Genomic DNA, 24,435 nt, shown 5'->3' on the forward strand with positions numbered 1-24,435 from the left:
CGCACACGACGACAGGGATGTCGTCCGCTCGGAGGTCGGGACGGCGCGCCCGGACGGCGCGCAGGACGGAGGGTGACGTGCTGCTTCACGAGGTAGGGGAGTCCGCGCCGGAAGTGCGCGGGCGGGCGGCGATCGAGCGACGCCGCGCGGAGGACGACGGTCCGCAGACGACGATGCGCGTGCGCAAGCGCAACGGGTCCACGGAGCCGATCGACGTCAACAAGATCGTGCGCGCCGTGAGTCGCTGCTGCGACGGGCTGCTCGAGGTCGACGCCATGCGCGTCGCGCTGAAGACCATCAGCGGCCTCTACGACGGCGCCACGACGCAGGAGCTCGACCAGCTCTCGATCCAGACGGCCGCGGGCCTAGTCGCCGAGGAGCCGCAATACGCGAAGCTCGCGGCGCGGCTGCTCTCGACGTTCGTCGAGAAGGAGGTGCGCAACCAGGGCATCCACGCCTTCTCGCAGTCGATCGCGACGGCCGAGAGCGTGGGGCTCGTCAATGCGCGCCTGGCGGCCTTCGTCGGCAGCAACGCGCGCAAGCTGAACGACGCGATCCGGCCGGAGCGCGACCGCGAGTTCGAGTACTTCGGCCTGCGCACCGTCTACGACCGCTATCTGCTGCGCCATCCGACGACGCGGCTCGTGATCGAGTCGCCACAGCACTTCTTCCTACGCATCGCCTGCGCGCTCGGCGAGACGATCGGGGAGGCGCTGGCGCTCTACGACCTCCTGTCGTCGCTCGAGTACCTCCCGAGCTCGCCGACGCTGTTCAACGCCGGCACCCGCCACGAGCAGCTGTCGAGCTGCTTCCTGCTCGACTCGCCGTCGGACCACCTCGAGGACATCTACCAGCGCTACACCGACGTCGCGCTGCTCTCGAAGTTCTCGGGCGGCATCGGCCTCGCCTACCACCGCGTGCGCTCGCGCGGCTCGCTCATCGAGAGCACGAACGGCCATTCGAGCGGCATCGTGCCCTGGCTGCGGACGCTCGACGCGTCGGTCGCCGCGGTGAACCAGGGCGGCAAGCGCAAGGGCGCCTGCTGCGTTTACCTCGAGTGCTGGCACGCCGACGTCGAGGAGTTCCTCGAGCTGCGCGACAACACCGGCGACGCGGCGAGCCGCACGCACAATCTCAACCTCGCCAACTGGGTGAGCGACCTCTTCATGAAGCGCGTCGAGGCCGACGCCGAGTGGAGCCTCTTCGACCCGAAGCGCGTCCCTGCCCTACCCGACCTCTACGGCGACGACTTCGAGCGCGCCTACGTCGAGGCCGAGCGCGCCGGGCTCGCGGTGAAGAGCGTGCGCGCGCGCGATCTCTACGCCCGCATGATGCGGACGCTGGCGCAGACCGGCAACGGCTGGATGACGTTCAAGGACGCGTCGAACCGCGCCTGCAACCAGACGGCCCTGCCCGGCCGCACCGTCCATCTCTCGAACCTCTGCACCGAGATCCTGGAGGTGACGTCGGGGGCGGAGACGGCGGTCTGCAACCTCGGCTCCATCAACCTCGGCCGCCACACGACGCGCGACGCGGCCGGCGACGTGGTCTTCGACTTCGCGAAGCTCGCGCACACCGTGCGGCTCGCCGTAACGCAGCTCGATCGCGTGATCGACCTGACGTTCTACCCGATCCCGCCCGCACGCGACTCGAACCTGCGCTGGCGCCCCGTCGGCCTCGGCGTGATGGGCCTCCAGGACGTCTTCTTCCAGCTCGGTCTTCCGTTCGACGCCCCGGAGGCGCGCGCACTGTCGCGGCAGATCGCGGAGGAGGTGTACTTCCACGCGCTCACCGCGTCGACCGACCTCGCCGAGGACAGGGGCCGGCACCCGGCGTTCGACGAGACCCGGGCCGCGCGCGGCCAGCTCCAGTTCGACGCCTGGGGCGTCGTGCCCGCCGACACCGCCCGCTGGGAGGCGCTGCGCGCGCGTATCCGCGCCACCGGGTTGCGCAACTCCCTCCTCCTCGCGATTGCGCCCACCGCAACCATCGCGGCGATCGCCGGCTGCGGCGAGTGCATCGAGCCGCAGGTGTCGAATCTCTTCAAGCGCGAGACCCTCTCCGGCGACTTCGTGCAGGTGAACCGCTGGCTCGTCACCGCGCTGAAGGAGCGCGGCCTGTGGACCGACGCGATGCGGGCCCGGCTCAAGCTCGAGGAGGGATCCGTGCAGCGCATCGACGAGGTCCCCGAGGACCTGCGGGCGATCTACCGCACGGCGTGGGAGATTCCGATGCGCGCGCTCATCGACATGGCGGCCGACCGCGGCGCCTTCATCGACCAGAGCCAGTCGCTGAACCTCTTCAGCGAGAGCCCGACCATCGGCGCGCTGTCGTCCATGTACTTCTACGCCTGGAAGCGCGGCCTCAAGACCACCTACTACCTGCGCTCGCGCCCTGCGACCCGCATCGCGAAGGCGACCGTCGCCGATCCCGCGGCCACCGGCGCCGCCGCCGTCGCCTGCTCGCTCGAGAACCCCGAGACCTGCGAGGCCTGCCAGTGAACGCCGTCCAGCGCCCCGCCCGCCTCCTCGATCCCGGCCTCTGCCTGACGCTGCGGCCGATGGCCTACCCGCGCTTCTTCGAGATGTACCGCGCGGCGATCAAGAACACCTGGACGGTGGAGGAGGTCGACTTCGCCACCGACGTCAACGACCTGCGCTCGCGCTTCACCGACGCCGAGCGGCATCTCGTCCGCCGGCTGGTCGCCTTCTTCGCCACCGGCGACTCCATCGTCGCGAACAACCTCGTCCTAAACCTCTACCAGCACGTGAACGCCCCCGAGGCGCGCATGTACCTCTCGCGCCAGCTCTACGAGGAGGCGCTGCACGTCCAGTTCTACCTGACGCTCCTCGACACCTACGTGCCCGAGCCCGAGGAGCGGCATCGCGCCTTCGCCGCCGTCGAGACGATCCCGTCGATCCGCCAGAAGGCGGCGTTCTGCATGCGCTGGATGGACTCGATCCGCGAGCTCCAGCGGCTCGACACCCCGGAGATGCGCCGCCGCTTCCTCCTGAACCTCGTCTGCTTCGCGGCCTGCATCGAAGGGCTCTTCTTCTTCGGCGCCTTCGCCTACGTCTACTTCCTGCGCTCGCGCGGGCTGCTGCACGGCCTCGCCGCCGGCACGAGCTGGGTCTTCCGCGACGAGAGCGCGCACATGGCGTTCGCGTTCGAGGTCGTCCGCACGGTGCGCCGCGAGGAGCCTTCGCTGTTCGACGCGGGCCTCGTGTCGGCCATCGAGGAGATGATCGACGAGGCGGTCGCCTGCGAGACGCAGTTCGCCGAGGACCTCCTCGGCCAGGGCGTCGCCGGGCTGTCCGTGGCCGACGTGCGCCAGTACCTCGAGCACTGCGCCGACCAGCGCCTCGTGACCCTCGGGCTGCCGAAGCTCTACGGGACCCGCAACCCGTTCGGCTTCATGGACCTCCAGGACGTGCAGGAGGTGACGAACTTCTTCGAGCGCCGGGTGTCGGCCTACCAGGTAGGCGTCGACGGCGACGTGGAGCTGGATGCCGCCTTCTGAATCCCTCCGCTCCGGCGCGGTCGCGCTCCCGTCCATCGGGCGCGCGACCGCGCGCCGCACGCTCGGCGTCCTCGTCGTGCTCGCCGCGGCGGCGGGAGCCGGGTCGCTCCTCGTCGGCACCGGCGACCTCTCCGACCCGCGGCTCGGGCCCACATACCTCGAGCTCCGCGGCGCGCGCTTCGGCGCCGCGTTCCTCGCCGGCGCGACGCTGGCGGTCGGAGGGACCGTCGTCCAGGGGCTCTTCCGCAATCCGCTCGCGGATCCGTCGATCCTCGGAACCACGGCGGGCGCCAGCCTCGGCGGACGGCTCGCGCTGCTCTCCCTCCACCTGCTCGCAGGCGGCGCCGCGGCCGCGCTGGTCGCGCCTGAGATGCTGCTCCCGCTCGGATCGCTCGCGGGCGCGCTGCTCGCGCTCTTCCTGCTGCTCGCGGTGCAGCGCGCGGGCGACGATCTCGTCGTTCTCCTCCTGACGGGCTTCCTGCTGTCGTCGCTCTTCGTGAGCCTCGGCGCCTTCGCGGCGACCCTCGCGCAGGACCGCTTCGAGCTGGCGCGTGCGATGCTCGACTTCTCGCTCGGCGGCGTCGGCGGCGCCGGCCTGCGGCGCGTCGCATTGGCGATGCCGCTCGCGATCGCGGGCATCGCCGCGGCGATGCTCTGGGCGCGCCCCCTCGACCTCATGCTCTCCGGCGAGGACGAGGCGCGCGCGCTCGGGGTCGACGTGCGGGAGGTGCGGCGCGCCTGCATCCTCTGGACGGCGGTCCTCACCGCCGCCGCCGTGTCCGTGGGCGGCACGGTCGGCTTCGTCGGCCTCATCGTCCCCCACGCCCTGCGGCGGTTCGTCGGCGCCGGGCACCGCGCCCTCGTCCCTGCGAGCGCGCTCGGCGGCGGCACCTTCCTGGTCGCCTGCGACGTGCTCACCCGCGTCCTACCGACGCGATCCGAAATCCCGCTCGGCGTCGTCACGGGGCTCATCGGCGCCCCGCTCTTCCTCGTGCTGCTCGCACGCTCGCGGCGGGAGCTGGTGCATGTCTGAGGCGGCGCTTGCCGCCGAGGGCATCTGCGTCGTGCGCGAACGCGCGTCGATCGTGCAGAACGTCGACCTGCGCGCCCACCATGGCGAGGTGCTGGCCGTTCTCGGGCCGAACGGCGCCGGCAAGAGCACGCTTCTCCGTGCCGTTGCCGGCCTCCTACCGCACACCGGTCGCGTGCTGCTAAGCGGGCACGACGCTGCGCGCCTGTCCGTCCGCGAGCGCGCCACCCGCCTCACGCTGGTCCCGCAGCAGACGGGGCTGCGTGTTGCGCTGCCGGCACGCGCGGTCGTCGCGCAGGGCCGCTACGCCCACGGCACCGCGCTCGCGGGTCTCGGCGCCGCCGATCGCGACGCGATCGCCGGCGCGCTCGCCCGCACCGACACGGCTCACCTCGCGCAGCGCGCCTTCACGACCCTGTCCTTCGGCGAGCAGCGTCGCGTGCTCATCGCCCGCGGCCTCGCCACCGGCGCGCGTGTGCTGTGTCTCGACGAGCCGACCGCGGGCCTCGACGTCCGGCACGCGCTGGAGCTGTACGTGCTGCTGCGTGAGCTGGCGGCGCAAGGGCACGCCGTCGTCGTCGCTCTGCACCAGCTCGACGACGCGCTCCGCTTCGCCGACCAGGCCCTGCTCCTCGCCGCCGGGGTGGCCGTGCGTAGCGACGTTGCGCCCGCGGTGATCGTGCCGGACGTGATCCGCGCCGTGTACGGCGTCACGATGCGCCCGGGGGCATCCCTCGGCTTCGCTCTGCCGGAGGATCCATGACGCGCCTGGGAGCCCTCAATCTCCTCGCGGCGGCAACGTGCGTCGGCCTCGCCATGCTCGTAGGGGTCCCGCCGTCGAGCCGGCGCGTGCTCGCGCCGAGCGCTTCGGCCGCCGCCGCACCGGCTTCACGCCTCGTCGAGGAGGACGGCCGCGTCGGCCTGCGCGACGCCGGCGGCTTCTTCGTTCCGCTGGCCGACTACCGCCGCATCCTCTCGGCGAGCACGGTAGGGGACGGGCTCCTCCTGGCGCTCGCCGAGCCGAGCCGCGTCGTCGCGTTCACCGAGTACGGCGCCACACGGTCACCGAACGCCTGGCGCTACGCCGGCAAGCCGACCTTCGCCGGCATCGCCGACGTCGAGGCCGCGGTCGCGTTCGAGCCCGACCTCGTCCTCACCAACGGCTTTGGGGCGCCGGAGCGGCTCGCCCGGCTCCGCGAGGCGGGTCTCACGGTCTTCGATCTCGGCGAGATGCGGGGCATCTCCTCGCTGCTGGCGAACATCGAGGCGGTGTCTCTGCTGCTCGCCCGTCCCGAGGACGGCACGCGTCTCGCACGACGCTTCGTCGCCCGTATGCACGCGCTCGCCGGCGCGGTGCCGAGCGATGAGCGCCCGGCCGGCATCTACCTCGCCGTCTACGGCGACTCCCTGCTCGGCGGCACGACCGGAACCAGCTTCCACGACGTGCTGGCCGCGGCCGGCGTGCGTGACGCGGCCGCCGGCCGCTGGACGGACTGGCCACGGTACACCCCGGAGGCGTTGCTCGGGCTCGACCCCGAGCTGATCGTCACCCAGACCGGCATGACGGCGACCATCTGCGCGTTTCCAGGCCTCGATCGGCTCCGCGCCTGCGGACCCGGGGGACGCATGGTCGAGGTGGACGGCGCCCTCCTCGGCGATCCGGGCCTCGCCATGCTCGACGCGGCCGAGACCGTGTTCGAGGGCGTCCACCCGAGGCCACGGCGCACCCCTGACCATCACACGCACGCATGCGCGGCGACGACGAGCACGGCGAGCAGGGCCGACTCGCACAGCTCTGTTCCGGCGCCGAGCGCATCGCCCGTCATGCCGCCGAGCCGTCGCCCGAGATAGAGTCCCCATCCCCCCAGCGCGACCGGCGCCGCGAGCGCGAGCCACGGCGCCAGCGCCGCGGACGCCGCCAGGAGCACGCCGAGCCAGGTTGCGAGCGTCCCGGCACGCGGCGACCATCCGAAGCGCTCGCCGCTCCCGGCCGCGAGCGGCGGCAGGAGCTGCGACCATGCGACGGCGCCGTAGCGCGCCCAGGCGGCGACGAGCGGCAGCGCGACCAGCGCCACCGATCCGCGTGCGATGAGCGCGAGGAGCACGAGCTTCGTCGCGAGCTGGAGCACGAGCGCGATCACCCCGAACGAGCCGACGTGCGGATCCCGCAGGACGGCGAGGAGCCGCTCCGGATCGCGGTGAGCCGCGCCCAGCCCGTCGGCCAGGTCGGACAGCCCGTCCAGGTGCAACGCACCGGTGACCCAGACCCATACGACCAGCCCTGCGAGCCCGCCGAACCATGGGTCGACCCGCGCGCCCGCGGCGAGCGCCAGCGCGACGCATGTGCCGACCACGCCGCCGACGAGCGGGAACCAGACCGCCGAGCGCGCCAGATCGTCGGGCCGGAACTCTGCCACCTGCGGCGTCGGCAGCCGGGTGAGGAACTGCACGGCGAGAATCAACCCGCGCATGGAACCTCGACCGCGCCGTCGAGCCAGAGGAGCACCGCCGGCGATCCAGCGAGCAGCGAGACACGGAGCACCGCCGCGGGCGCCAGCGCGACGCGGAAGAGATGCGTCGGCGGCATCCCGAGCCACTCGGCGAGCAGCACGCGGAGCGGCCCCGCGTGCCCGACGACGACGACGTGCCCAGCGCGCCCGTCGATCGCCGCGGCGAACCCGCGACGCACGCGGGCGACCAGCACGTCCCACGGCTCGCCGCCCGGCGGCGTGGCCGCCGCGGGATCGGCCCGGAACGCCGCGAAGCGCGCGGGGTGGGCGGCTGCCGCCTCCGCGCCGCTGCGCCCCTCCCAGGCGCCGAACGCCATCTCGCGCAGATCGTCGACGACGGCGAGCGGGGCGCCGGCGTCGCGAGCCAGCTCGTCGGCGAAGTCGCGGCAACGGCGGAGCGGCGACGTCGCCACCGCCGAGATCGGGGGGCTCATGAGGAGCGGCCGCCGTGCGCGCAGGGCCGCCCAGCCCGCTGGCGCCAGCGGCGGATCGTCCGTGCCGCGGAAGACGTGCGCCGGCCCCTCGGCGGCGCCGTGGCGGACGAGCGTAACGAGGAGGGGCGCGCCGCTCATCGCGCCGGCCCCGTCACACGCGCGTCGGTGAAAGTCGCCATCCCCGCGTGCAGCGCCAGCGCCGCCTGGAGCAGCGGCACCACCACGGCCGCGCCCGAGCCTTCGCCAAGCCGCATGCCCAGATCGACGAGCGGCTCGAGGCCGAGGTGACGGAGGGCGCGGCCGTGGCCTCGCTCGGCCGAGCGGTGCGACGCCAGCATCCAATCGACGGCGCGCGGGGCGATCGCACGCACGGCGAGCGCTGCCGCGGTGGCGACGAAACCGTCGAGCAGCATCGGGACGCCGCGCGCCGCCGCCGCGTGCTGATAGCCGGCGATCGCCGCGATCTCGAGCCCGCCCACGTACGCCAGCCAACGCCAGCCGTCGGCCCCGGCGTGGCTCCGCGCACGGGAGACGGCGGAAGCGACGATCGCCACCTTGCGAGACCGCGCCGTCGCGTCGATCCCGGTGCCGGCGCCGACGATGTCGTCGGCGCTCTCGCCCGTGAGAGCGCAGACGAGACACGCGGCGGCGGTGGTGTTGCCGATACCCATGTCGCCTGCAATCAGCAGGTTGGCTCCCGCCGCGACGTCGGCGGCGGCACGCGCGGCGCCGAGCGCCTGCGCCGCCGCCACCTCGTCCGCCGTCAGCGCCGGCTCCGTCGCGAGGTCGCGCGACCCCGCGCGGATCTTCGCGTGCACGACGCCCTCGAGCCCACTCAGCGGTGCCGCCACGCCGGCGTCGACCACGGTGAGCCGCGCGCCGAGATGCCTGGCCAGCACATTGATGGCGGCGCCGCCACGCGCAAAGTTCGCGACCATCTGCGCCGTCACCTCGGCAGGGTAGGCGGACACCCCGCGCGCGGCGACGCCGTGGTCGGCCGCGAACACCGTGATCGCGGGCACGAGCGCCACGGGTATGCCACGGCCCTGCCGCGCAGCGAACCAGCAGGCCAGCTCCTCGAGGCGACCGAGCGCATCCGCGGGCTTGGTGAGGGTACGCTGCCGCGAGGCCGCAGCCCCATGGGCCAACGCGTCGGGACGCGGGATCGGGTCGGACATGCGGTCGCACACCGTAGCACGAACGTCCGGCATTGACCCTGGCTCACCGGGGCTCATAGCCTTCGCTTCGATGCCCCGTCCCCTCCGCATCGTCTCCCTCCTGCCGTCGGCAACCGAGATCGTGTGCGCGCTCGGCGCCGCGGCCGAGGTCGTCGGCATCTCCCACGAGTGCGATCACCCGCCCGAGATCCGCGACCGGCGCGTGCTCACGCGCGCGCGGCTCGATGCCTCCGGCTCGAGCCGCGCCATCGACGCCGCGGTGCGCGCCGTCGTGCGCGACGCCCTCAGCGTCTACGAGGTCGACGAGGACGGCCTCGCCGCCCTCGCGCCCGACGTGATCGTCACGCAGGATCTCTGCGAGGTCTGCGCGGTGTCGCTGGGCGACGTCCGTGCCGCGGTCGCCCGCCTGGCCCATCGTGACGACGTGCGCATCGTGAGCCTCACGCCGACGCGGCTCGCGCACGTCCTCGACGACGCCCTGCGCGTGGCCGCCGCCATCGGCCGCGTCCCCGCAGGGACGCGGCTGCGCGCGTCGATGACGGCGCGGATCGACGCCATCGCGGCCCGCGCCGCCCGCGCCGGCCGCCGCCCGCGGGTGGTGTCGCTCGAGTGGATCGACCCGCTGATGCTCGGCGGGACATGGATGCCGGAGCTGATCGCCCTGGCGGGCGGCGAGGCGGTGGGCGTCGCGGCGGGCGCCGCCGCTCCGACGATCGATGCGTCCGTGCTCGCGGCGCTGCGGCCCGACGTCGTCGTGGTGAAGCCGTGCGGCTTCTCCCTGGCGCGCGCGCTCGCCGAGCGCGACCTCATCGAACGCACGGTGGTGCGCCCGCTGCCTCGGCACGCGCAGGTCTGGGTGACCGACGGCAACGCCTTCTTCAACCGGCCGGGGCCGCGGCTCGTCGAGTCGCTCGAGATCATGGCGGCGTGCGTCCACCCCGAGGCGTTCGACGACTTCGCGCAGGCGCATGCGGCGGTGCTGACGCGGGTGTAGCCCGGGCCGCCGGCGGAGACGCCCCGCGCCGGTGATCAGCGAGGCTCGTCGTCGATCGATGCTGCCGGCACGCTGAACGCGAACGTGGTGCCGGCTCCCGGGTGCGGCTCGCACCAGAGCCGCCCGCCGTGACTCTCGACGATCGAGCGGCTGATCGCGAGGCCCATACCCATGCCGTTCGGCTTGGTGGTGTAGAAGGCGTCGAAGAGGCGCTCGACCTGTGCCGTCTCGAGGCCCGCGCCGTAGTCGCGAACGGTGACGGTCGCGGCGGGCCGGTCGTGATGGACGTCGTGCCGTCCGCCGATCACGAGGATGCGCGCCGCCTCCGGGGCGGCGCGCATCGCGTCCATGCCGTTGACGACGAGGTTCAACAATACCTGCTGGAGCTGCACGCGATCGCCCACGACCGGCGGCAGGTCGGCGGCGACCTCGTTGCGGATGGTCACGCCGCGAGACGAGGACTCCGTGCGGGCGAGGCCCACGACCTCATCCACGACGTCCCGGAGGCACAGGGACGCCTTCGCCGACGGCGTCTTCGTGGCCAGGGCGCGCACGCGCTGGATCACGGTCGCAGCGCGCTCGCCCTCGCTGACGATCTCGCCGAGCGCGTCGCGCATCTCGTCCAGGTCGGGCTGCCCGTCGGGCAGCAGGGCGAGGCAGGCGCTGGCATTGTTGACGATCGCGGCGAGCGGCTGGTTCACCTCGTGTGCGATCGACGCGGTCACCTCGCCGAGCGTGGTCACGCGGGCGACGCGGGCGAGCTCCGCCTCGACGTTGCGGAGCGCGGCTTCGGCGCGCTTGTGCTCGGTGACGTCGTTGTCGATCTCGAGCGTCGCGACGGGCTCGCCGTGCGCGTCGCGTTGCAGCGACCACCGGCTCGCCACCACGACCCGGCTCCCGTCCGCCTTGGTGTGCACGAGCTCGCCTTCCCAGCGCCCCGCGCGCAGCAGCATGGCACGGATGTCGTCGATCGGCGTGGGGAACACCGTCCGCATGAGGTCGTGCGAGACGCGGCCGACGGCCTGATCGCGCCCCCAGCCGTACAGCTCCTCGGCGCCCCGGTTCCAGTACGTGATGACGTCGTGGCGATCCCGCACGAAGATGCTGTCGTGCGTGAGGTCGAGCAGGCTCGCCTGCTCGCGCCGCGCCGCCTCGGCGCGCTCGCGCTCGACGGCGATGCTGGCGACGTGGGTCAGCCGGGCGACGACCGTCTCCGAGAACGGCGTCGGCCCGCGCGGGGTGCGATGGTAGATGGCGAACGTGCCCAACACCGAGCCCGCCGTCGAGAGGATCGGCGTCGACCAGCACGCACGCAGGTCGTACCGCAGGGCCAGGTCGCGATAGTCGGCCCAGAGGGGATCCGCCGCGATGTCGACGACGACGACCGCCTCCGCCCGGTACGCCGCGGTGCCGCACGACCCCGCGCTCGGCCCGATCGCCGCGCCGTCGATCGCCTCCGAATAGGCGGCCGGGAGGCTCGGGGCCGCGCCGCGATGGAGCGTGCCGGCGCTCGCGTCGTACAAAAGGATCGACGACAACGCATCGGCGGTGAGCTCCTCGACGAGGCGGCACAGCGCCTCGAGCACCGCGCGGAGCGCGTCGCCGCGCGCCATCATCTCGAGCACGCGCTTCTCGCCGGCGAGGAGCACCTCCGCCCGCTTGCGGTCTTCGATGTCCGTCACCGTGCCGTACCACTTGACCACCCTGCCCTGTGCGTCACGCAACGGCACGGCGCGGCTCAGGAACCAGCGATACTCGCCGTTCGTGCCCTTCACCCGCAGCTCGATCTCGTAGGGCCCGCCGGTGGCCACGGCGCTCGCCCACGTCTCACCGTTGCCGAGCTCGTCGGGGTGCAGGATCGCGAGCCATCCGCCGCGCTCGAGCTCGTCGAGGGTGTGCCCGTGGTAGGCCTGCCAGGAGGCACTCTGGAAATCCATCATGCCGTCCGGCCCGGCGCTCCAGACCATGCTCGGGATCGTGTCGACGACCAGCCGCAGGCGGTCCTCCGAGCGCGACAGGTCCTCGTTCGCGGCCTGGAGCGCGGCGTTGTCGCGGTGCTGCTCGCTGACGTCGGTGACGGCGCCGACGTACTCGACCTCGCCGGCGTCGTCCCGAAAGGGGCTGGCGACGATGCGGAGGTGGCGCACGCTGCCGTCCGGCAGGAGGAGGCGATGGCGGAGGTCGAAGGTGTCGCCGTCGGCCGAGCCGCACACGAGGGCGCCGCGCACGCGCTCGGCGTCGTCGGGGTGACAGCGCTGGAGCACCAGCTCCAACGTGGGCGTCACGGTCGTGTCGTACGCGAAGATGCGGAAGGTCTCCTCCGACCAGACCAGCTCGCCGGTCGCGACCTTCCACCCGAAGGTGCCGGTGTGGCTCAGCCGCTGGGCCTCGGCCGCGTAGGCGTTCCAGCGCCGCAGATCGGAGCGTTCCATGACCGCGTTCGGGCAAGCTACCCGACTTCGGGGCCCAATTGGATACCGGGGCGGCAGCGGGCAGTTGCCGCACGGCGTTCTTGGACGCGATCGCCGCCGGGGGCTCTCCGCGGACCACTCGTGGGTCCGCCCCGACGCCTGCCTCACCCCTCCCCGTCCCACCACCCGAGCCGCGCCAGCAGCTCAGCCGCCGCCCGCGACGCGGTCATCCCACGCGCCCGCAGCTCGCCTTCGAGCCGCCGCGCGTGCTCGCGCACCGCCGGTGACTCGCGCAGCCGGCGCAGTACGCGGTCGTGGACCAGGGACCACATCCACTGCGTCTCCTGTCGCAGCCGCATCGCCTCGAGCTCGCCCTTTGCCTCGATGCAGGCGCGGTGGCCCTGCACCCGCGCCCACACCTCGTCGATGCCCATGCCGTCGCGTGCGCTGCACGTCAGCACGGGCACACGCCAGTGCAGGCTCTTCGGCGCCAGGAGATGGATCGCGCTCGCCAGCTCCTGCGCGGCGCGCTGCGCGTCGGCAACGTGCTTGCCGTCGGCCTTGTTGACGGCGATGACGTCGGCCAGCTCGAGCACGCCGCGCTTGATGCCCTGGAGGCTGTCGCCGGTACGCGTCAGCATGAGGAGGAGGAACGTGTCCACCATCTCGGCGACCGCCACCTCCGACTGCCCCACCCCGACGGTCTCGACGACGACGACGTCGTAGCCCGCAGCCTCGACGATCACGATCGCCTGGCGGGTGGAGCGCGTCACCCCGCCGAGCGAGCCTGCCGACGGCGACGGTCGCACGTACGCCGCGGGATCGGTCGAGAGACGCGCCATGCGCGTCTTGTCGCCGAGGATGCTGCCGCCGCTGCGCACCGACGACGGGTCGACCGCCAGCACCGCCACGCGGCGTCCCTGCGCCGTCAGCCGCGTCCCCAGGGCCTCGACGAACGTCGACTTGCCTGCGCCGGGGACGCCCGTGATGCCGATGCGGTGCGCATGCCCGGTACGCGGCAGGAGGCGCGATACGAGCTCATCGGCGGCCTGCTGGTGGTCGGCACGCGTCGACTCGACGAGCGTGATCGCCCGCGCCACCGCGGCGCGATCGCCGGCGACGACGCCGTCGGCGAAGCGTCCGACGTCGACGGCGGCCCCCTGCGGCTCGCTCACGCGCGGCTCGCGGACCGCTCGGCCGGCGCGAGCCGGAGCGTCAGCCGATCGAGGAGACCGAGCGCCGCCTGCGCGATCACCGTGCCGGGCGGGAAGATGGCCGCGGCGCCGGCGGCGTGGAGCGCGTCGAAATCGCCGGGCGGGATGACGCCACCGACGACGATCATGATGTCCTCGCGCCCGAGCTTCGCGAGCGCACCGCGCAGCTCGGGGACGAGCGTCAGGTGCCCCGCCGCGAGCGACGACGCGCCGACGACGTGCACATCGGCGTCGACGGCCTGCCGTGCCACCTCGTCCGGCGTCTGGAAGAGCGGGCCGATATCGACGTCGAAGCCGAGGTCGGCGAAGGCGGTGGCGATCACCTTCTGGCCGCGGTCGTGGCCGTCCTGCCCCATCTTCGCGACCAGGATGCGCGGCCGCCGGCCGAACTGCGCCTCGAACGCCTCGGCCCGCCTGCGCGCCGCCACGACGTCGCCGCTCTCGCCGAATTCGCGCCGGTAGACACCCGACACGGCGCGGATCTCCGCGGTGTGCCGGCCGTACACCTGCCCCAGGGCGTCGCTGATCTCGCCCACCGTGGCCCGGGCACGCGCCGCCTCGACGGCGAGCTGGAGGAGATTCTCGCCGAGTCCGGGCTCGCGCGTGCCGGCGAGCGCCCGGCCCGCCGCGTTCGTCAGTCGCTCGAGAGCTGCCCGCAGCACCGCCGGATCGCGCTCGGCGCGCAAGCGCTCCAGCTTCGCGATCTGCTGGGCGCGCACGGCCGCATTGTCGACCTTCAGCACCTCGATCGGCTCGTCGCGCTCCGGCAGGTACTTGTTGACGCCGATGACCGGCTGGCGCCCGGAGTCGATGCGCGCCTGCGTGCGCGTCGCCGCCTCCTCGATGCGCAGCTTCGGCAGGCCCTGCTCGATCGCCGCCGTCATCCCCCCTGCTTCCGCGACCTCGTGGATATGCGCCCAGGCGCGCTTCGCCAGCTCGGCGGTGAGCCGCTCGACGTAGAAGCTGCCGCCCCACGGATCGATCACGCGGCAGGTCCCCGACTCCTGCTGGAGAAAGAGCTGGGTGTTGCGCGCGATGCGCGCGCTGAAGTCGGTGGGCAGCGCCAGCGCCTCGTCGAGCGCGTTCGTGTGCAACGACTGGGTGTGGCCCTGCGTCGCCGCCATCGCCTCGACGCACGTCCGCACCACATTGTTGTACACGTCCTGCGCCGTGAGCGACCACCCGGACGTCTGCGAATGCGTGCGCAGCGACAGTGAGCGCTCGTCCTTCGGCGCAAAGGGCCGCACGAGCTTCGCCCACAGCATGCGCGCCGCACGCATCTTTGCCACTTCCATGAAGAAGTTCATGCCGATGGCCCAGAAGAACGACAGCCGCGGCGCGAACGCGTCGACGGTGAGGCCGGCACCGAGCCCGGCGCGGAGATACTCGAGGCCGTCGGCGAGCGTGTAGCCGAGCTCGAGATCCGCCGTCGCTCCCGCCTCCTGCATGTGGTAGCCGGAGATCGAGATCGAGTTGAAGCGCGGCATCTCCTGCGACGTCCACGCGAAGATGTCGGAGATGATCCGCATCGAGGCGGTGGGCGGGTAGATGTAGGTGTTGCGGACCATGAACTCCTTGAGGACGTCGTTCTGGATGGTCCCGGTGAGCTTCGCGTGCGCGACGCCCTGCTCCTCGCCGGCGACGACGAAGAGCGCCAGGACCGGCAGCACCGCACCGTTCATGGTCATCGACACGCTCATCTGATCGAGCGGGATGCCGTCGAAGAGCTGGCGCATGTCGAGGATCGAGTCGATCGCCACGCCGGCCATGCCGACGTCGCCGAGCACGCGCGGGTGGTCGCTGTCGTAGCCGCGGTGGGTCGCGAGATCGAAGGCGATCGACAGCCCCTTCTGCCCGGCGGCCAGGTTGCGGCGGTAGAACGCGTTCGACTCCTCGGCCGTCGAGAAGCCGGCGTACTGGCGAATCGTCCACGGCTTCTGCACGTACATGGTCGGATACGGCCCGCGCAGGAACGGCACGACGCCCGGGTAGCCGTCGAGGAAATCGAGGCCCTCGAGATCGGCGGCGCCGTAGAGCGGCGCCACCTCGATGCCCTCGGGCGTCAGCCAGGCCGTCTCCTCGCCGTCGCGCGCCGCCTCGCGCGCGTAGGCATCCCGCCAGGCATCCACGTCGGCGCCGGAAGGGGTGTCGCCATCGAGGTCGACGTCGGCGAAGCTCGGAATTCTCGTGTCGGTCGGCATGGATCACTCCTGCGGCGGCAGCGCGGCGCCCAGGGCGCGGGTGAGGAGGTCGACCGCGTCGCAGCCGAGCACCACATACTCGTCCACGCCGGCGGCGGTGAGCGTCTCGCGCAGCCGATCGACCGAGCCGGCGACGTAGAGGCGCCGCGGCCCGGCCGCCCGCAGCGCCCCCACGACGGCCTCGGCCTCGGCGGCGTAGCGTTCGTCGTTGCCGCACACGCACGCGAGTGCGGCCCCGCTTTCCACGAACCGCGCCGCCACGCCGTCCGCATCGACGGTGCCGGCACCGACGGCGGCGATCCCGCCGGCCTCGAACAGGTTCTTCGCGAAGTTGAGCCGCGGCGTATGCTCCGCGAGCGGGCCGAGGGTCGCGAGGAACACCTGCGGCCGCGTGCCCGCTCGCGCGGCTGCATCGGCCGCCTCGCGCAGGCGCTCGTAGGCGTCGGCACGATGGAAGACCGGCAGCGCCCCGGGGGCCTCGGCGACCGCCGGCGCGAACGGCGGCGGGACGTCCTCGAGCACGTTCGGAAACTCGCTGACGCCGGTCACGGCCTCGCGCCGGCGCGCGAGGTTCTGCTCGCGCCTCCCGCGCGTCGCGGCGATGCGTGCCTGGACGAGCCCGGCTGCAAGCGCCGCCGCCATGCCGCCGGCGGCCTCGATCTCTCGCAACCAGTCCCAGGCGTGGGCGGCGACCGCGGCCGTGAGCGACTCGACGTACCAGGAGCCGCCCGCCGGATCCAGCACGCGGCCGACGTACGACTCCTCGGCGAGGATCGCCTGGGTGTTGCGCGCCATGCGCACGCCGAGGGGGCTCGGCTCCGCGCGCATGCGGGTGTCGAACGGATCGAGGCTGATCGCGGTCGCCCCGCCGACGGCGGCGGCGAAGCAGGCGACGCTCGCCCGCAGCATGTTCACCCACGGGTCGTAGCGCGTCAGCATCGCGCGCGACGCCTGCGCGTGCAGCGCCGGCCCGCGCCGCGCCGCGCCGGCGCCAGCGACCGCGGCGATCCGGTCCCAGCAGCGCCGGAGCGCGCGCAGCTTGGCGATGGTGAGAAACTGGTCGGCGGTGGCGGCGACGCGCAGCTCGACGAGGTCGAGGGCGGCGTCGACCGCGATGCCGGCGTCGACGAGCCGGCGCAGGTAGGCGACACCGGTCGCGAGCGCGCAGGCGAGCTCCTCGACGTCGGAGGCGCCGGCCTCATGGTACGGCGTGGCGTCGATGCGCAGGGGGCGTACGCCCGGAAAGCGCCCGGTGCAGCGCATCGCCATCGTGACGCCCGCCTGGAGCGCGGGCTCGACGCCCCGCCATGCGCCGGTGCGGGCGGCGTCGCCGAGCGGATCGATGCCGAAGGAGCCGCGTGCCGCGGACGGATGGATGCCGCGGCGGCTCCAAAGCGTGAGCAGCGCCTGCCCCCACTCCCCCGCCGCCGCTCCGGCGTCGAAGGCGATGGGCGCCAGCTCCAGGTAGACCCCCGCGAGCGCGCGATCGAGCAGCTCGGGGCTCGCCGCGTGCGACGCGGTCTCGAGCAGGAGCGAGGTCGCGCCGCCCTCCAGCTCCGCGAGCGCACGCACGGCGGTGGGCGCACCGTCGCCCAGGAGGGGGACGCGGGCGCGGGCGTCCCAGCCGCCGGTCGTGGCCCCCGCCACCGTCGCGCCGCGCACGAACGGCGGCGCCCCGGGGACGCCGAGCGGGAGATCTGGCGCGTCGGCGCGCGTGTAGAGCGGCTGGATGGCGAGGCCGTCGTACGTCGTCGTGACGAGCTTCTTCGTGAACAGGGCGTCGCGCGCCTCCGGCGACATCGTCGTGGCGTCGCGCGAGAGCGAACGGTCGACCGCGGCCCGCCAGCGGGCGCGGTCGACCGGCGGGAACTCGCCCGCGAGGACGAGCGCGTCGCCGGCGTCACGCGACATGGCGTCGCCCCTTCGTCGTGCCGGGGGCCTCGCCCTGGCGGACGGCGGCGAGCAGCAGCGTCGAGAACCCGAGCTGCGCGCGGTCGAAGCCGTCGGCCGCCGCGAGGTGCGCCTCGGAGCCCCCGAGCGTCTCCTCGAGGAAGGCGACGCCCGCGCGGCCCCACTCCTCCTGTACCCAGCGGGTGAAGAAGAGCGGTGCGCGCTCGGCGACGGCGCGCGCCGGGCCGCGGCGGATGCGCGCGAGCACGGCGTCGACCAGCGCGTCCATGCCCGCGCCCGTGCGGGCGCTCGTGCGGTGGATCGGCAGCGTCTCGGCGTCGAACGGGCGCGCCAGCCAGAGGCTCGCGCGCAGCTGATGGTAGGCCCGGTCGGCCGAGGGCTCGTCGCACTTGTTCACGACGAAGACGTCCGGGATCTCGATGATACCGGCCTTCAGGAGCTGCACCTCGTCGCCGCCGAGCGGCGTCAGGACGAGGTAGACCTCGTCGGCCAGCAGGCGGACGTCGGCCTCGCTCTGACCGACGCCGACGGTCTCCAGGATCACGCTGTCGAAAAGCCGCGACAGCAGCCGGCAGACCTGGAACGTCGCCGGGCCGAGGCCGCCCAGCTCGCGCGCCGAGGCCTGGCTGCGGAAGAACAGCCGGCGTTCGGTCGACGGCCGCATCCGCGTGCGGTCGCCGAGGAGCGCGCCGCCCGAGATCGGGCTCGACGGATCCACCGCGAGCACGGCGACCGAGAGCGCCGGATCGCGCGCCACCAGCTCGGCCGCGAGGCGCCCGATGAGCGACGACTTGCCCGAGCCGGGGCTGCCGGTGACGCCGAGCACGACGCAGGCGTCGGACGCGCCGGCGTCGAGCAGGTCCTGCACGACGGCGCGTCCTGCGCGGGCCGACGGCCGCTGGTCCTCGTACAGCGAGACCAGCGTCGCGACCGCCGCCTTGTCGAGCGTCCGCGCGCGCGCCACGAGGCCGGCGAGGTCGGGCGTCATCGCCGGCCCTCCTCGATGACGTCGGCGATCGCCTCCATGATGTCGATGAGCTGGTAGTCGGACGGCGTGAAGACGCGCGTGACGCCCAGCGCCCGGAGCTTGGCGAAGTCGCCCTGCGGGATGATCCCGCCGAACACCACCCGCACCCGATCCGCCGCACCGTACGTGCGCAGCGTCTCCATGATCTGCGCCGCCAGCTCGAGGTGCGAGCCGCTCAGCACCGAGGCGCCGATCACGTCCGCGTCCTCCTCGACGGCGGAGTGCACGATCGCCTCGGCGCTCAGCCGGATGCCGGAGTAGATCACGTCGAAGCCGACGTGACGGGCCGACACCGCGATCACCTCGGCGCCGTTCGAGTGGCCGTCGAGTCCGGGTTTGCCGACCACGATGCGCGGGCGATGGCCGAGCGTCTCGGTGAGGCGCGCCAGCCGCCGGCGCAGCAGGTCGACGCGGTCGCCGCCGAGTCCGAGCCGCTGGCCATCGACCCCGGTCGGCGGCCGGTACTCGCCGAACACCTCGCGCAGGGCACCGGCCCATTCGCCGGTGGTCACGCGCGCGAGCGCGCACGCGATCGACGGCTCCATCATCGAGTCGCCCGACCGCGCCGCGTCGCGCAGCCGCGCGAGACATTCGGTGACGCGGCCGGCGTCGCGCCGTGCACGCGTCGCCTCGAGGCTCGCGAAGGTCTGCGCCGTCGCCGCCGGATCGATCTGGAAGAGCCCGCCGTCCTCCCCGCCGACGAGCGGCGACGTCAGCCCCTCGGCCCACTTGTTGAGCCCCACGACGATCTGGTCGCCGGTGTTGATGGCGCTCATGCGCTGCGACATCGAGCGCACCAGCGCCGACTTCATGAACCCGGACTCGATCGACGCGATGACGCCGCCCATGCCGAGGATGGTGTCGATGAGTGCCTGCGCCTCGCCCTTCAGCTCCGTCACCTTCGAGCGCACCACGGGGCTGCCGTCGAAGAGATCCGGGTACTCGAGCAGATCGGTCTCGTACGCGAGGATCTGCTGGAGGCGCAGCGACCACTGCTGGTCCCACGGGCGCGGCAGCGACAGGGCCTCGTTCCAGGCGGGCAGCTGCAGGGCCCGACACCGCGCATTGCGGCTCAGGGTCACGCCGAGCGCCTCGATCAGGATGCGCCAGGCGTTGTTCTCGGGCTGCTTCTCGGTGAGCCCGAGCGAGTTCACCTGCACGCCGTAGCGAAAGCGGCGCGCGCGCGCGTCGGCGACGCCGTAGCGCTCGCGCAGGATCTCGTCCCACATCTCGCCGAACGCCCGCATCTTGCACATCTCCTCCACGAAGCGGATGCCCGCGTTCACGAAGAAGCTGATGCGGCCGACGAGGTCGTCCAAGCGCTTCGGATCGAAGCGCCCGCGCGTGCGCAGAAGATCGAGCAGCCCGATCGCGTTGACGAGCGCGAAGGCGATCTCCTGCACGGGCGTCGCCCCGGCCTCCTGCAGGTGGTACGAGCAGATGTTCGACGGATTCCACTTCGGCACGGCGTCGAGGCAGAACTCGTACATCTCGGCGACGATGCGCAGGCTCTGCTCGGGCGGGAAGATGTATGTTCCGCGCGCGAGGTATTCCTTGATGAGGTCGTTCTGGGTGGTGCCGTTCAGCAGCCGTGTGTCGACGTGGCGCTCGCGCGCCAGCGCGACGTAGAGCGCCAGCAGCCACATCGCCGTCCCGTTGATCGTCATCGAGGTGTTCATCTTCTCGATGGGGATGGCGTCGAAGAGAACGTGGAAGTCGTCGAGCGAGTTGATCGGCACGCCGACCTTGCCGACCTCCGGCAGCGCGATGGGATCGTCCGAGTCGTAGCCGCACTGGGTCGGTAGATCGAAGGCGATCGAGAGGCCCGTCTGCCCGCTGGCGAGGTTCGCACGGTACAGGCGGTTCGAGGCGGTGGCGCTCGAGTGCCCCGCGTAGGTGCGGATGATCCACGCAGGATCGCGAGCGGGAACGCCGTCGGCCGCCCGGATGCGATGCGGCGGTGGCACGAGTCGCGGAGCCTGTGGTGCGATGGCCGGCATCATTCGCTTTCTACGCAGCGGCGATCGACGAAAAAAGCCAAAAGATGTCCACATTTGCGAAGGTACATGATCAGCGAGCGAAGTTCTGCGAACGCCGTGGTCTCCGGGCTCCACGGGGTAGGTCGCGGCGCCAACCCTCCCCGGCGCCGTCCGCTGCGGGCGGGGGCGCCGGCGGACTTTCAGGCCGCGCCGCGGGCAACGGCGAGCAGCGCGTCCACGTCGAGATGCCGCGCACACGCGGCCGCGACCTCGTCGAGCAGGGCGTCCACGGCGGCGCCCTGGTCCGGCGCGCGCGCCGTCGCGCCGAGCGGCGCGAGCAGCGCGGCGCGTGCCGTGCGGTCGCCGAAGAGGCCGTGCACGTAGGTGCCCGCGACGCGACCGTCGGCCGAGAGCGCCCCGTCGCCGGCACGGCCGTCGATCGCGAGCAGCGGCCGTCCGCACGACGCGCCGGTCGTGCGCCCGACGTGCATCTCGTAGCCGGTGAAGCGCGCGTCCCCGTGGACCAGGGATCCGGTGACGGGCCGCAGGACCTTGTCGCCCGTCAGCACGGTATCGACGTCGAGCAGGCCGAGCCCCGCGTCCTCGCCCGGCGGCCCCTCGACGCCGTGCGGATCCGCCACCCGCCGCCCCAGCATCTGGAAGCCGCCGCAGACGCCCAGCACGCGGCCGCCCCGGCGCACGTGCGCGTGCACGTCGACGTCCCATCCTTCGGCACGCAGCATCGCGAGGTCGGCGCGGGTCGCCTTCGTGCCCGGGAGGATCACGAGAGCGGCGTCTCCGGGCAGCGCGCGACCGGGCGGGACGAACGCGAAGTCGACGTCGGGCTCGCCGCGCAGCGCATCGAACTCGTCGAAGTTGGCGATCCGCGAGAGCAGCGGGACGACGATGCGCGCGCGGCCCGTGCCTGCCGGCACCGGCGCGTCGAGCACGACGGCGTCCTCGGCCGGCAAGCGGCGCGCGCTCGACAGCCACGGCAGCATACCGAGATCGCGCCATCCGGTGCGGCGGACGACGTCGGCGCGTCCCGCGTCGAAGAGCGCGGGGTCGCCGCGGAACTTGTTGACGACGAATCCCGCGATGCGGGCGCGGTCGTCCGCATCGAGGACCGCGTGCGCGCCGACCAGCGCGGCGATCACGTGGCCGCGGTCGATGTCGCCGACGAGGACCACGGGCACCCCGGCGGCGGCAGCGAATCCCATGTTCGCGATGTCGCCCGCGCGCAGGTTCGTCTCGGCCGGGCTGCCGGCGCCTTCGACCACGACGAGGTCGCTCGCCGCCTGGAGACGGCGGAAGGCGGCGACCACGACCGGCAGGAGATCGCTCCGCGCCTGCTGCCAGCCGCGCGCCATCCACGTGCCCGCCATCCGGCCGAGCACGACGACCTGGGCGCCGACGTCGCTCTGCGGCTTCAGCAGGACGGGATTCATGTCGACGTGCGGCGCGATCCGACATGCGAGCGCCTGCAACGCCTGGGCGCGACCGATCTCGCCGCCGTCCGGCGTGACGGCCGCGTTGTTCGACATGTTCTGCGGCTTGAACGGCCGCACGACCAGACCGCGATCGGCGAAGAGGCGGCAGAGACCGGCGACGAGCACCGACTTGCCGACGTCGGAGCCGCAGCCCTGGAGCATCAGCGCGGCGGGCATCGCCGCTCAGCCTGCCCCGCCGCACGCGCGGACGACGCGGCGGAGATCGCGCACGCCGTCGACCAGGCGCGGCCCGGGGCGCCCGAGATGAGCCTCGGCGATGCAGTAGACGTGCCCGCGCGCGATCGCGCGCAGGTCGCGCCAGGCCGGGCGGCGCCGGACCACGTCCGGGCGATACTTCGCGAAGGGAACGCCGCACCAGGCGATCACCACCGCGTCGGGATCGAAGGTGCGCACCTCGTCGTCGGTGATGGGCCGGCTCTTCACCGCCTCGTCGTCGAGCGGGCCGCAGGCCCCCGCCGCCGCCAGCATCTGCGCCACCCACGAGCGGCCCCCCGGGACGATCACCGGCTTCGGCCACCACTCGACGAGCACGCTCGGGCGCCGGCCCGGCGCGGCGGACGGCGCGCCCAGCGCGGTCCGCATCGCCCGCACGACGCCCTCGGCACGCCCGCCGACGCCGAGCACACGCGCGATCGTCGCGACATCCGCGTAGACGTCGTCGAGGCTCACGGGCTCCGTCGCCATCCACGGCAACCGGGCGGCCTCCAGCGCCTCGACGACGCGCTCATGTCCGGGCACGGTGAGCGACGCCAGCACGAGATCGGGACGCAGCGCCGCCACGCGCGCCACGTCGATCTGGAGATCGGGGCCGACGCGCGGCAGGCGTGCGACGATCGCGGGCGGATGGTCCGAGTGGTCGTCGACGCCCACGAGCAAGTCCGCGCAGTCGAGGGCACACACGATCTCCGTGTTGGAGCAGGTGAGCGACACGACGCGGATGCGAGGATCTCGGCCACGCGGAGCCTGTGGGGTCGAGGTGGTCATGCCATCGTGTCATGCCACCGTGTCACGCCACCGGATAGGGATCGAAGCGGCTCGCGTTCTCGTCCACCGCGAGCGGGCGGCCGAGCGACGGAAAGGCGCGCTGCGGGCACGCCGGCCGCTCGCACACCTTGCAGCCCACGCCGATGGGTGTCGGCGCCTGCGGATCGTCCAGATCGAGCCCCCGCGAGTACACCAGGCGGCCGGCGTGCCGCACGTCGCAGCCGAGACCGATCGCGAACGTCTTGCGCAGCGCACCCCATCCGCCCTGCCCGCGCTCGACGGTTCGCGCGAGCCAGAGATAGACCCGCCCGTCGGGAAGCTGCGCCAGCTGGCGCACGATGCGGCCGGGCTTCTCGAAGGCCTCGTGGACGACCCAGAGCGGACACGTCCCGCCGACGCGTGAGAAGTGGAACGCCGTCGCCGACTGCCGCTTGGAGATGTTGCCGGCCCGGTCGACGCGGACGAAGAAGAACGGCACGCCGCGCACCGACGGGCGCTGGAGCGTGCTCAGGCGATGGCAGATCGACTCGAAGCCGAGCCCGAACCGCCGCTCGAGCCGCTCGATGTCGTAGCGCACCTCCTCTGCGGCGCGCACGAACGCCGTGTACGGCATGAGCAGCGCGCCGGCGAAGTAGCTCGCAAGCCCGATGCGCGCGAGACGTCGCGCCTCGTCGCTTGCGAACGCGCCGGCGGCGGCGAGCGCGTCGAGCCGCGGCGCCTGCGCGAGGAACGCGAGCTGGGTGGCCATCTGGAACGCGCGCTGTCCCGGCAGCAGGTGGGGCGACAGGGTCAGCACCCGGTCCCGCGGCTCGTAGCGCCGCTGCGGCAGCGGCGCGTCCCCCACGCGGCGGTCGACCACCACGCGCACGCCGTGCGCCGCGCCGAGCCGCTCCGCCAGCCGCGCCTCGGCATCACCGCCGAGGAGGTCGATCTCGTCCGCCAGGTGCTCCGCAGCGACGTCGAGCTCGTCGAGGTAGTTGTGCTGCGCGTAGAAGAAGTCGCGCACTTCCTCGTAGGGCATGAGCGCCGGCGGCTCGACGACGGCGTGCTCGGAAGCGCCGAGCCGACTCGCGAGCGCCTCCGCCCGCTCGACGGCGTTGCGGTACCGTCGATGGAGCGCAACCAACGCACGTCCCACCGCCGGCACGCTGCTCGCCACCTCGACGAGCTCCACGCGCGAGATCGACTCCTCGGGCACCGAGGCGGTGAGGGCCTCACGCATCTCGACGAGCAGACGCGACTCGCCCTCCTCGGAGAAGTACTGCGCGTCGAGCCCGAGCACCTCGCTCGCGCGCACGAGGAGCCCCACCGTCAACGGCCGGCGATTCTTCTCGATCTGATTGTAGTAGCTCGGCGACACGCCGAGCGCGCGCGCCAGGGTCACCTGGCTCATTCCGCGCTCCTCGCGGACCCGACGCAGCCGCACCCCCATGAAGCTCTTCGCCATCGCCCCAAATCCCCTTTGCAACATTCGCATATCGGAACAAAACATTCGCAAATCTCAGCACTTATAGTCTGTCCGGCGATTGAC

General features: G+C 73.0%; 18 protein-coding genes. 6 read left to right on the plus strand and 12 right to left on the minus strand.

Annotation, left to right across the window (positions count from 1 at the left end; all coding sequences use genetic code 11):
• Nucleotides 1-17: 17 nt before the first annotated feature.
• From KIT14_23310 to KIT14_23330, 5 genes are read left to right on the plus strand one after another with little or no spacing between them, the layout of a single operon-like run.
• Entirely contained in the window at nt 18-2,501 is a 2,484-nt protein-coding gene (locus tag KIT14_23310) for a ribonucleoside-diphosphate reductase subunit alpha (protein ID MCW5893454.1), read from the plus strand.
• Nucleotides 2,498-3,520 carry a ribonucleotide-diphosphate reductase subunit beta gene (locus KIT14_23315; protein ID MCW5893455.1) on the plus strand — a complete coding sequence of 341 codons (1,023 nt, stop codon included), beginning with the start codon at nt 2,498-2,500 and terminating at the stop codon, nt 3,518-3,520. The genes KIT14_23310 and KIT14_23315 overlap by 4 nt, the downstream gene beginning before the upstream one ends.
• Nucleotides 3,507-4,553, plus strand: a complete 1,047-nt coding sequence (locus KIT14_23320; protein ID MCW5893456.1) for an iron ABC transporter permease — start codon at nt 3,507-3,509, stop codon at nt 4,551-4,553. Before KIT14_23315 ends, KIT14_23320 begins: the two co-directional genes overlap by 14 nt.
• A complete protein-coding gene (locus KIT14_23325) occupies nt 4,546-5,313 on the plus strand; it encodes an ABC transporter ATP-binding protein (protein MCW5893457.1) in 768 nt (255 codons plus the stop codon). The genes KIT14_23320 and KIT14_23325 overlap by 8 nt, the downstream gene beginning before the upstream one ends.
• Nucleotides 5,310-6,401, plus strand: coding sequence for an ABC transporter substrate-binding protein (locus KIT14_23330; GenBank protein ID MCW5893458.1), 1,092 nt, complete (start codon nt 5,310-5,312; stop codon nt 6,399-6,401). Before KIT14_23325 ends, KIT14_23330 begins: the two co-directional genes overlap by 4 nt.
• Here KIT14_23330 and cobS read toward each other — a convergent pair.
• From cobS to cobT, 3 genes are read right to left on the minus strand one after another with little or no spacing between them, the layout of a single operon-like run.
• Nucleotides 6,287-7,021 carry an adenosylcobinamide-GDP ribazoletransferase gene (gene cobS / locus KIT14_23335; GenBank protein ID MCW5893459.1) on the minus strand — a complete coding sequence of 245 codons (735 nt, stop codon included), beginning with the start codon at nt 7,019-7,021 and terminating at the stop codon, nt 6,287-6,289. The genes KIT14_23330 and cobS overlap by 115 nt on opposite strands.
• Entirely contained in the window at nt 7,009-7,632 is a 624-nt protein-coding gene (locus KIT14_23340; protein ID MCW5893460.1) for a histidine phosphatase family protein, read from the minus strand. The genes cobS and KIT14_23340 overlap by 13 nt, the downstream gene beginning before the upstream one ends.
• Complete coding sequence (gene cobT, locus KIT14_23345) at nt 7,629-8,672, minus strand: nicotinate-nucleotide--dimethylbenzimidazole phosphoribosyltransferase (protein ID MCW5893461.1); 1,044 nt, start codon at nt 8,670-8,672, stop codon at nt 7,629-7,631. The genes KIT14_23340 and cobT overlap by 4 nt, the downstream gene beginning before the upstream one ends.
• A 70-nt stretch (nt 8,673-8,742) precedes the next feature.
• On the opposite strand from cobT, the gene KIT14_23350 reads away from it, so the two are divergent.
• Nucleotides 8,743-9,666, plus strand: coding sequence for an ABC transporter substrate-binding protein (locus KIT14_23350; GenBank protein MCW5893462.1), 924 nt, complete (start codon nt 8,743-8,745; stop codon nt 9,664-9,666).
• Between the two features lie 35 nt (nt 9,667-9,701).
• On the opposite strand, the gene KIT14_23355 is transcribed toward KIT14_23350, so the two are convergent.
• The 9 genes from KIT14_23355 to KIT14_23395 form a co-directional block, all read right to left on the minus strand.
• On the minus strand, nt 9,702-12,098 hold the full coding sequence (locus KIT14_23355; GenBank protein MCW5893463.1) for a PAS domain S-box protein: 2,397 nt from the start codon (nt 12,096-12,098) through the stop codon (nt 9,702-9,704).
• Nucleotides 12,099-12,241: 143 nt separating this feature from the next.
• Complete coding sequence (gene meaB, locus KIT14_23360; GenBank protein MCW5893464.1) at nt 12,242-13,252, minus strand: methylmalonyl Co-A mutase-associated GTPase MeaB; 1,011 nt, start codon at nt 13,250-13,252, stop codon at nt 12,242-12,244.
• On the minus strand, nt 13,249-15,492 hold the full coding sequence (gene scpA, locus KIT14_23365; protein ID MCW5893465.1) for a methylmalonyl-CoA mutase: 2,244 nt from the start codon (nt 15,490-15,492) through the stop codon (nt 13,249-13,251). Before scpA ends, meaB begins: the two co-directional genes overlap by 4 nt.
• 3 nt (nt 15,493-15,495) lie before the next feature.
• Nucleotides 15,496-17,403 carry a methylmalonyl-CoA mutase gene (locus tag KIT14_23370; protein MCW5893466.1) on the minus strand — a complete coding sequence of 636 codons (1,908 nt, stop codon included), beginning with the start codon at nt 17,401-17,403 and terminating at the stop codon, nt 15,496-15,498.
• Nucleotides 17,393-18,391, minus strand: a complete 999-nt coding sequence (locus KIT14_23375; GenBank protein ID MCW5893467.1) for a protein kinase — start codon at nt 18,389-18,391, stop codon at nt 17,393-17,395. Before KIT14_23375 ends, KIT14_23370 begins: the two co-directional genes overlap by 11 nt.
• Complete coding sequence (locus tag KIT14_23380) at nt 18,388-20,430, minus strand: protein meaA (protein MCW5893468.1); 2,043 nt, start codon at nt 20,428-20,430, stop codon at nt 18,388-18,390. Before KIT14_23380 ends, KIT14_23375 begins: the two co-directional genes overlap by 4 nt.
• 179 nt (nt 20,431-20,609) lie before the next feature.
• Complete coding sequence (locus KIT14_23385; protein MCW5893469.1) at nt 20,610-22,076, minus strand: cobyric acid synthase; 1,467 nt, start codon at nt 22,074-22,076, stop codon at nt 20,610-20,612.
• A gap of 6 nt (nt 22,077-22,082) precedes the next feature.
• On the minus strand, nt 22,083-22,859 hold the full coding sequence (locus KIT14_23390) for an ABC transporter substrate-binding protein (GenBank protein ID MCW5893470.1): 777 nt from the start codon (nt 22,857-22,859) through the stop codon (nt 22,083-22,085).
• 67 nt (nt 22,860-22,926) lie between these two features.
• On the minus strand, nt 22,927-24,351 hold the full coding sequence (locus tag KIT14_23395; GenBank protein ID MCW5893471.1) for a DUF2083 domain-containing protein: 1,425 nt from the start codon (nt 24,349-24,351) through the stop codon (nt 22,927-22,929).
• Nucleotides 24,352-24,435 lie beyond the last annotated feature (84 nt).

It is taken from the genome of bacterium (assembly GCA_026129405.1).
In the GTDB taxonomy this organism is placed as follows: Bacteria; Desulfobacterota; Binatia; order DP-6; family DP-6; genus JAHCID01.

Bases quoted from the DNA above. Each gene is read 5' to 3' on its own strand.
- KIT14_23355 (MCW5893463.1), bottom strand. From the start codon at position 12,098: ATGGAACGCTCCGATCTGCGGCGCTGGAACGCCTACGCGGCCGAGGCC.
- KIT14_23330 (MCW5893458.1), top strand. From the start codon at position 5,310: ATGACGCGCCTGGGAGCCCTCAATCTCCTCGCGGCGGCAACGTGCGTC.
- cobS (MCW5893459.1), bottom strand. From the start codon at position 7,021: ATGCGCGGGTTGATTCTCGCCGTGCAGTTCCTCACCCGGCTGCCGACG.
- KIT14_23380 (MCW5893468.1), bottom strand. From the start codon at position 20,430: ATGCCGGCCATCGCACCACAGGCTCCGCGACTCGTGCCACCGCCGCAT.
- KIT14_23320 (MCW5893456.1), top strand. From the start codon at position 3,507: ATGCCGCCTTCTGAATCCCTCCGCTCCGGCGCGGTCGCGCTCCCGTCC.
- scpA (MCW5893465.1), bottom strand. From the start codon at position 15,492: ATGCCGACCGACACGAGAATTCCGAGCTTCGCCGACGTCGACCTCGAT.
- KIT14_23310 (MCW5893454.1), top strand. From the start codon at position 18: ATGTCGTCCGCTCGGAGGTCGGGACGGCGCGCCCGGACGGCGCGCAGG.
- KIT14_23375 (MCW5893467.1), bottom strand. From the start codon at position 18,391: ATGACGCCCGACCTCGCCGGCCTCGTGGCGCGCGCGCGGACGCTCGAC.
- KIT14_23340 (MCW5893460.1), bottom strand. From the start codon at position 7,632: ATGAGCGGCGCGCCCCTCCTCGTTACGCTCGTCCGCCACGGCGCCGCC.
- KIT14_23370 (MCW5893466.1), bottom strand. From the start codon at position 17,403: ATGTCGCGTGACGCCGGCGACGCGCTCGTCCTCGCGGGCGAGTTCCCG.
- KIT14_23385 (MCW5893469.1), bottom strand. From the start codon at position 22,076: ATGCCCGCCGCGCTGATGCTCCAGGGCTGCGGCTCCGACGTCGGCAAG.
- KIT14_23395 (MCW5893471.1), bottom strand. From the start codon at position 24,351: ATGGCGAAGAGCTTCATGGGGGTGCGGCTGCGTCGGGTCCGCGAGGAG.
- cobT (MCW5893461.1), bottom strand. From the start codon at position 8,672: ATGTCCGACCCGATCCCGCGTCCCGACGCGTTGGCCCATGGGGCTGCG.
- KIT14_23325 (MCW5893457.1), top strand. From the start codon at position 4,546: ATGTCTGAGGCGGCGCTTGCCGCCGAGGGCATCTGCGTCGTGCGCGAA.
- KIT14_23350 (MCW5893462.1), top strand. From the start codon at position 8,743: ATGCCCCGTCCCCTCCGCATCGTCTCCCTCCTGCCGTCGGCAACCGAG.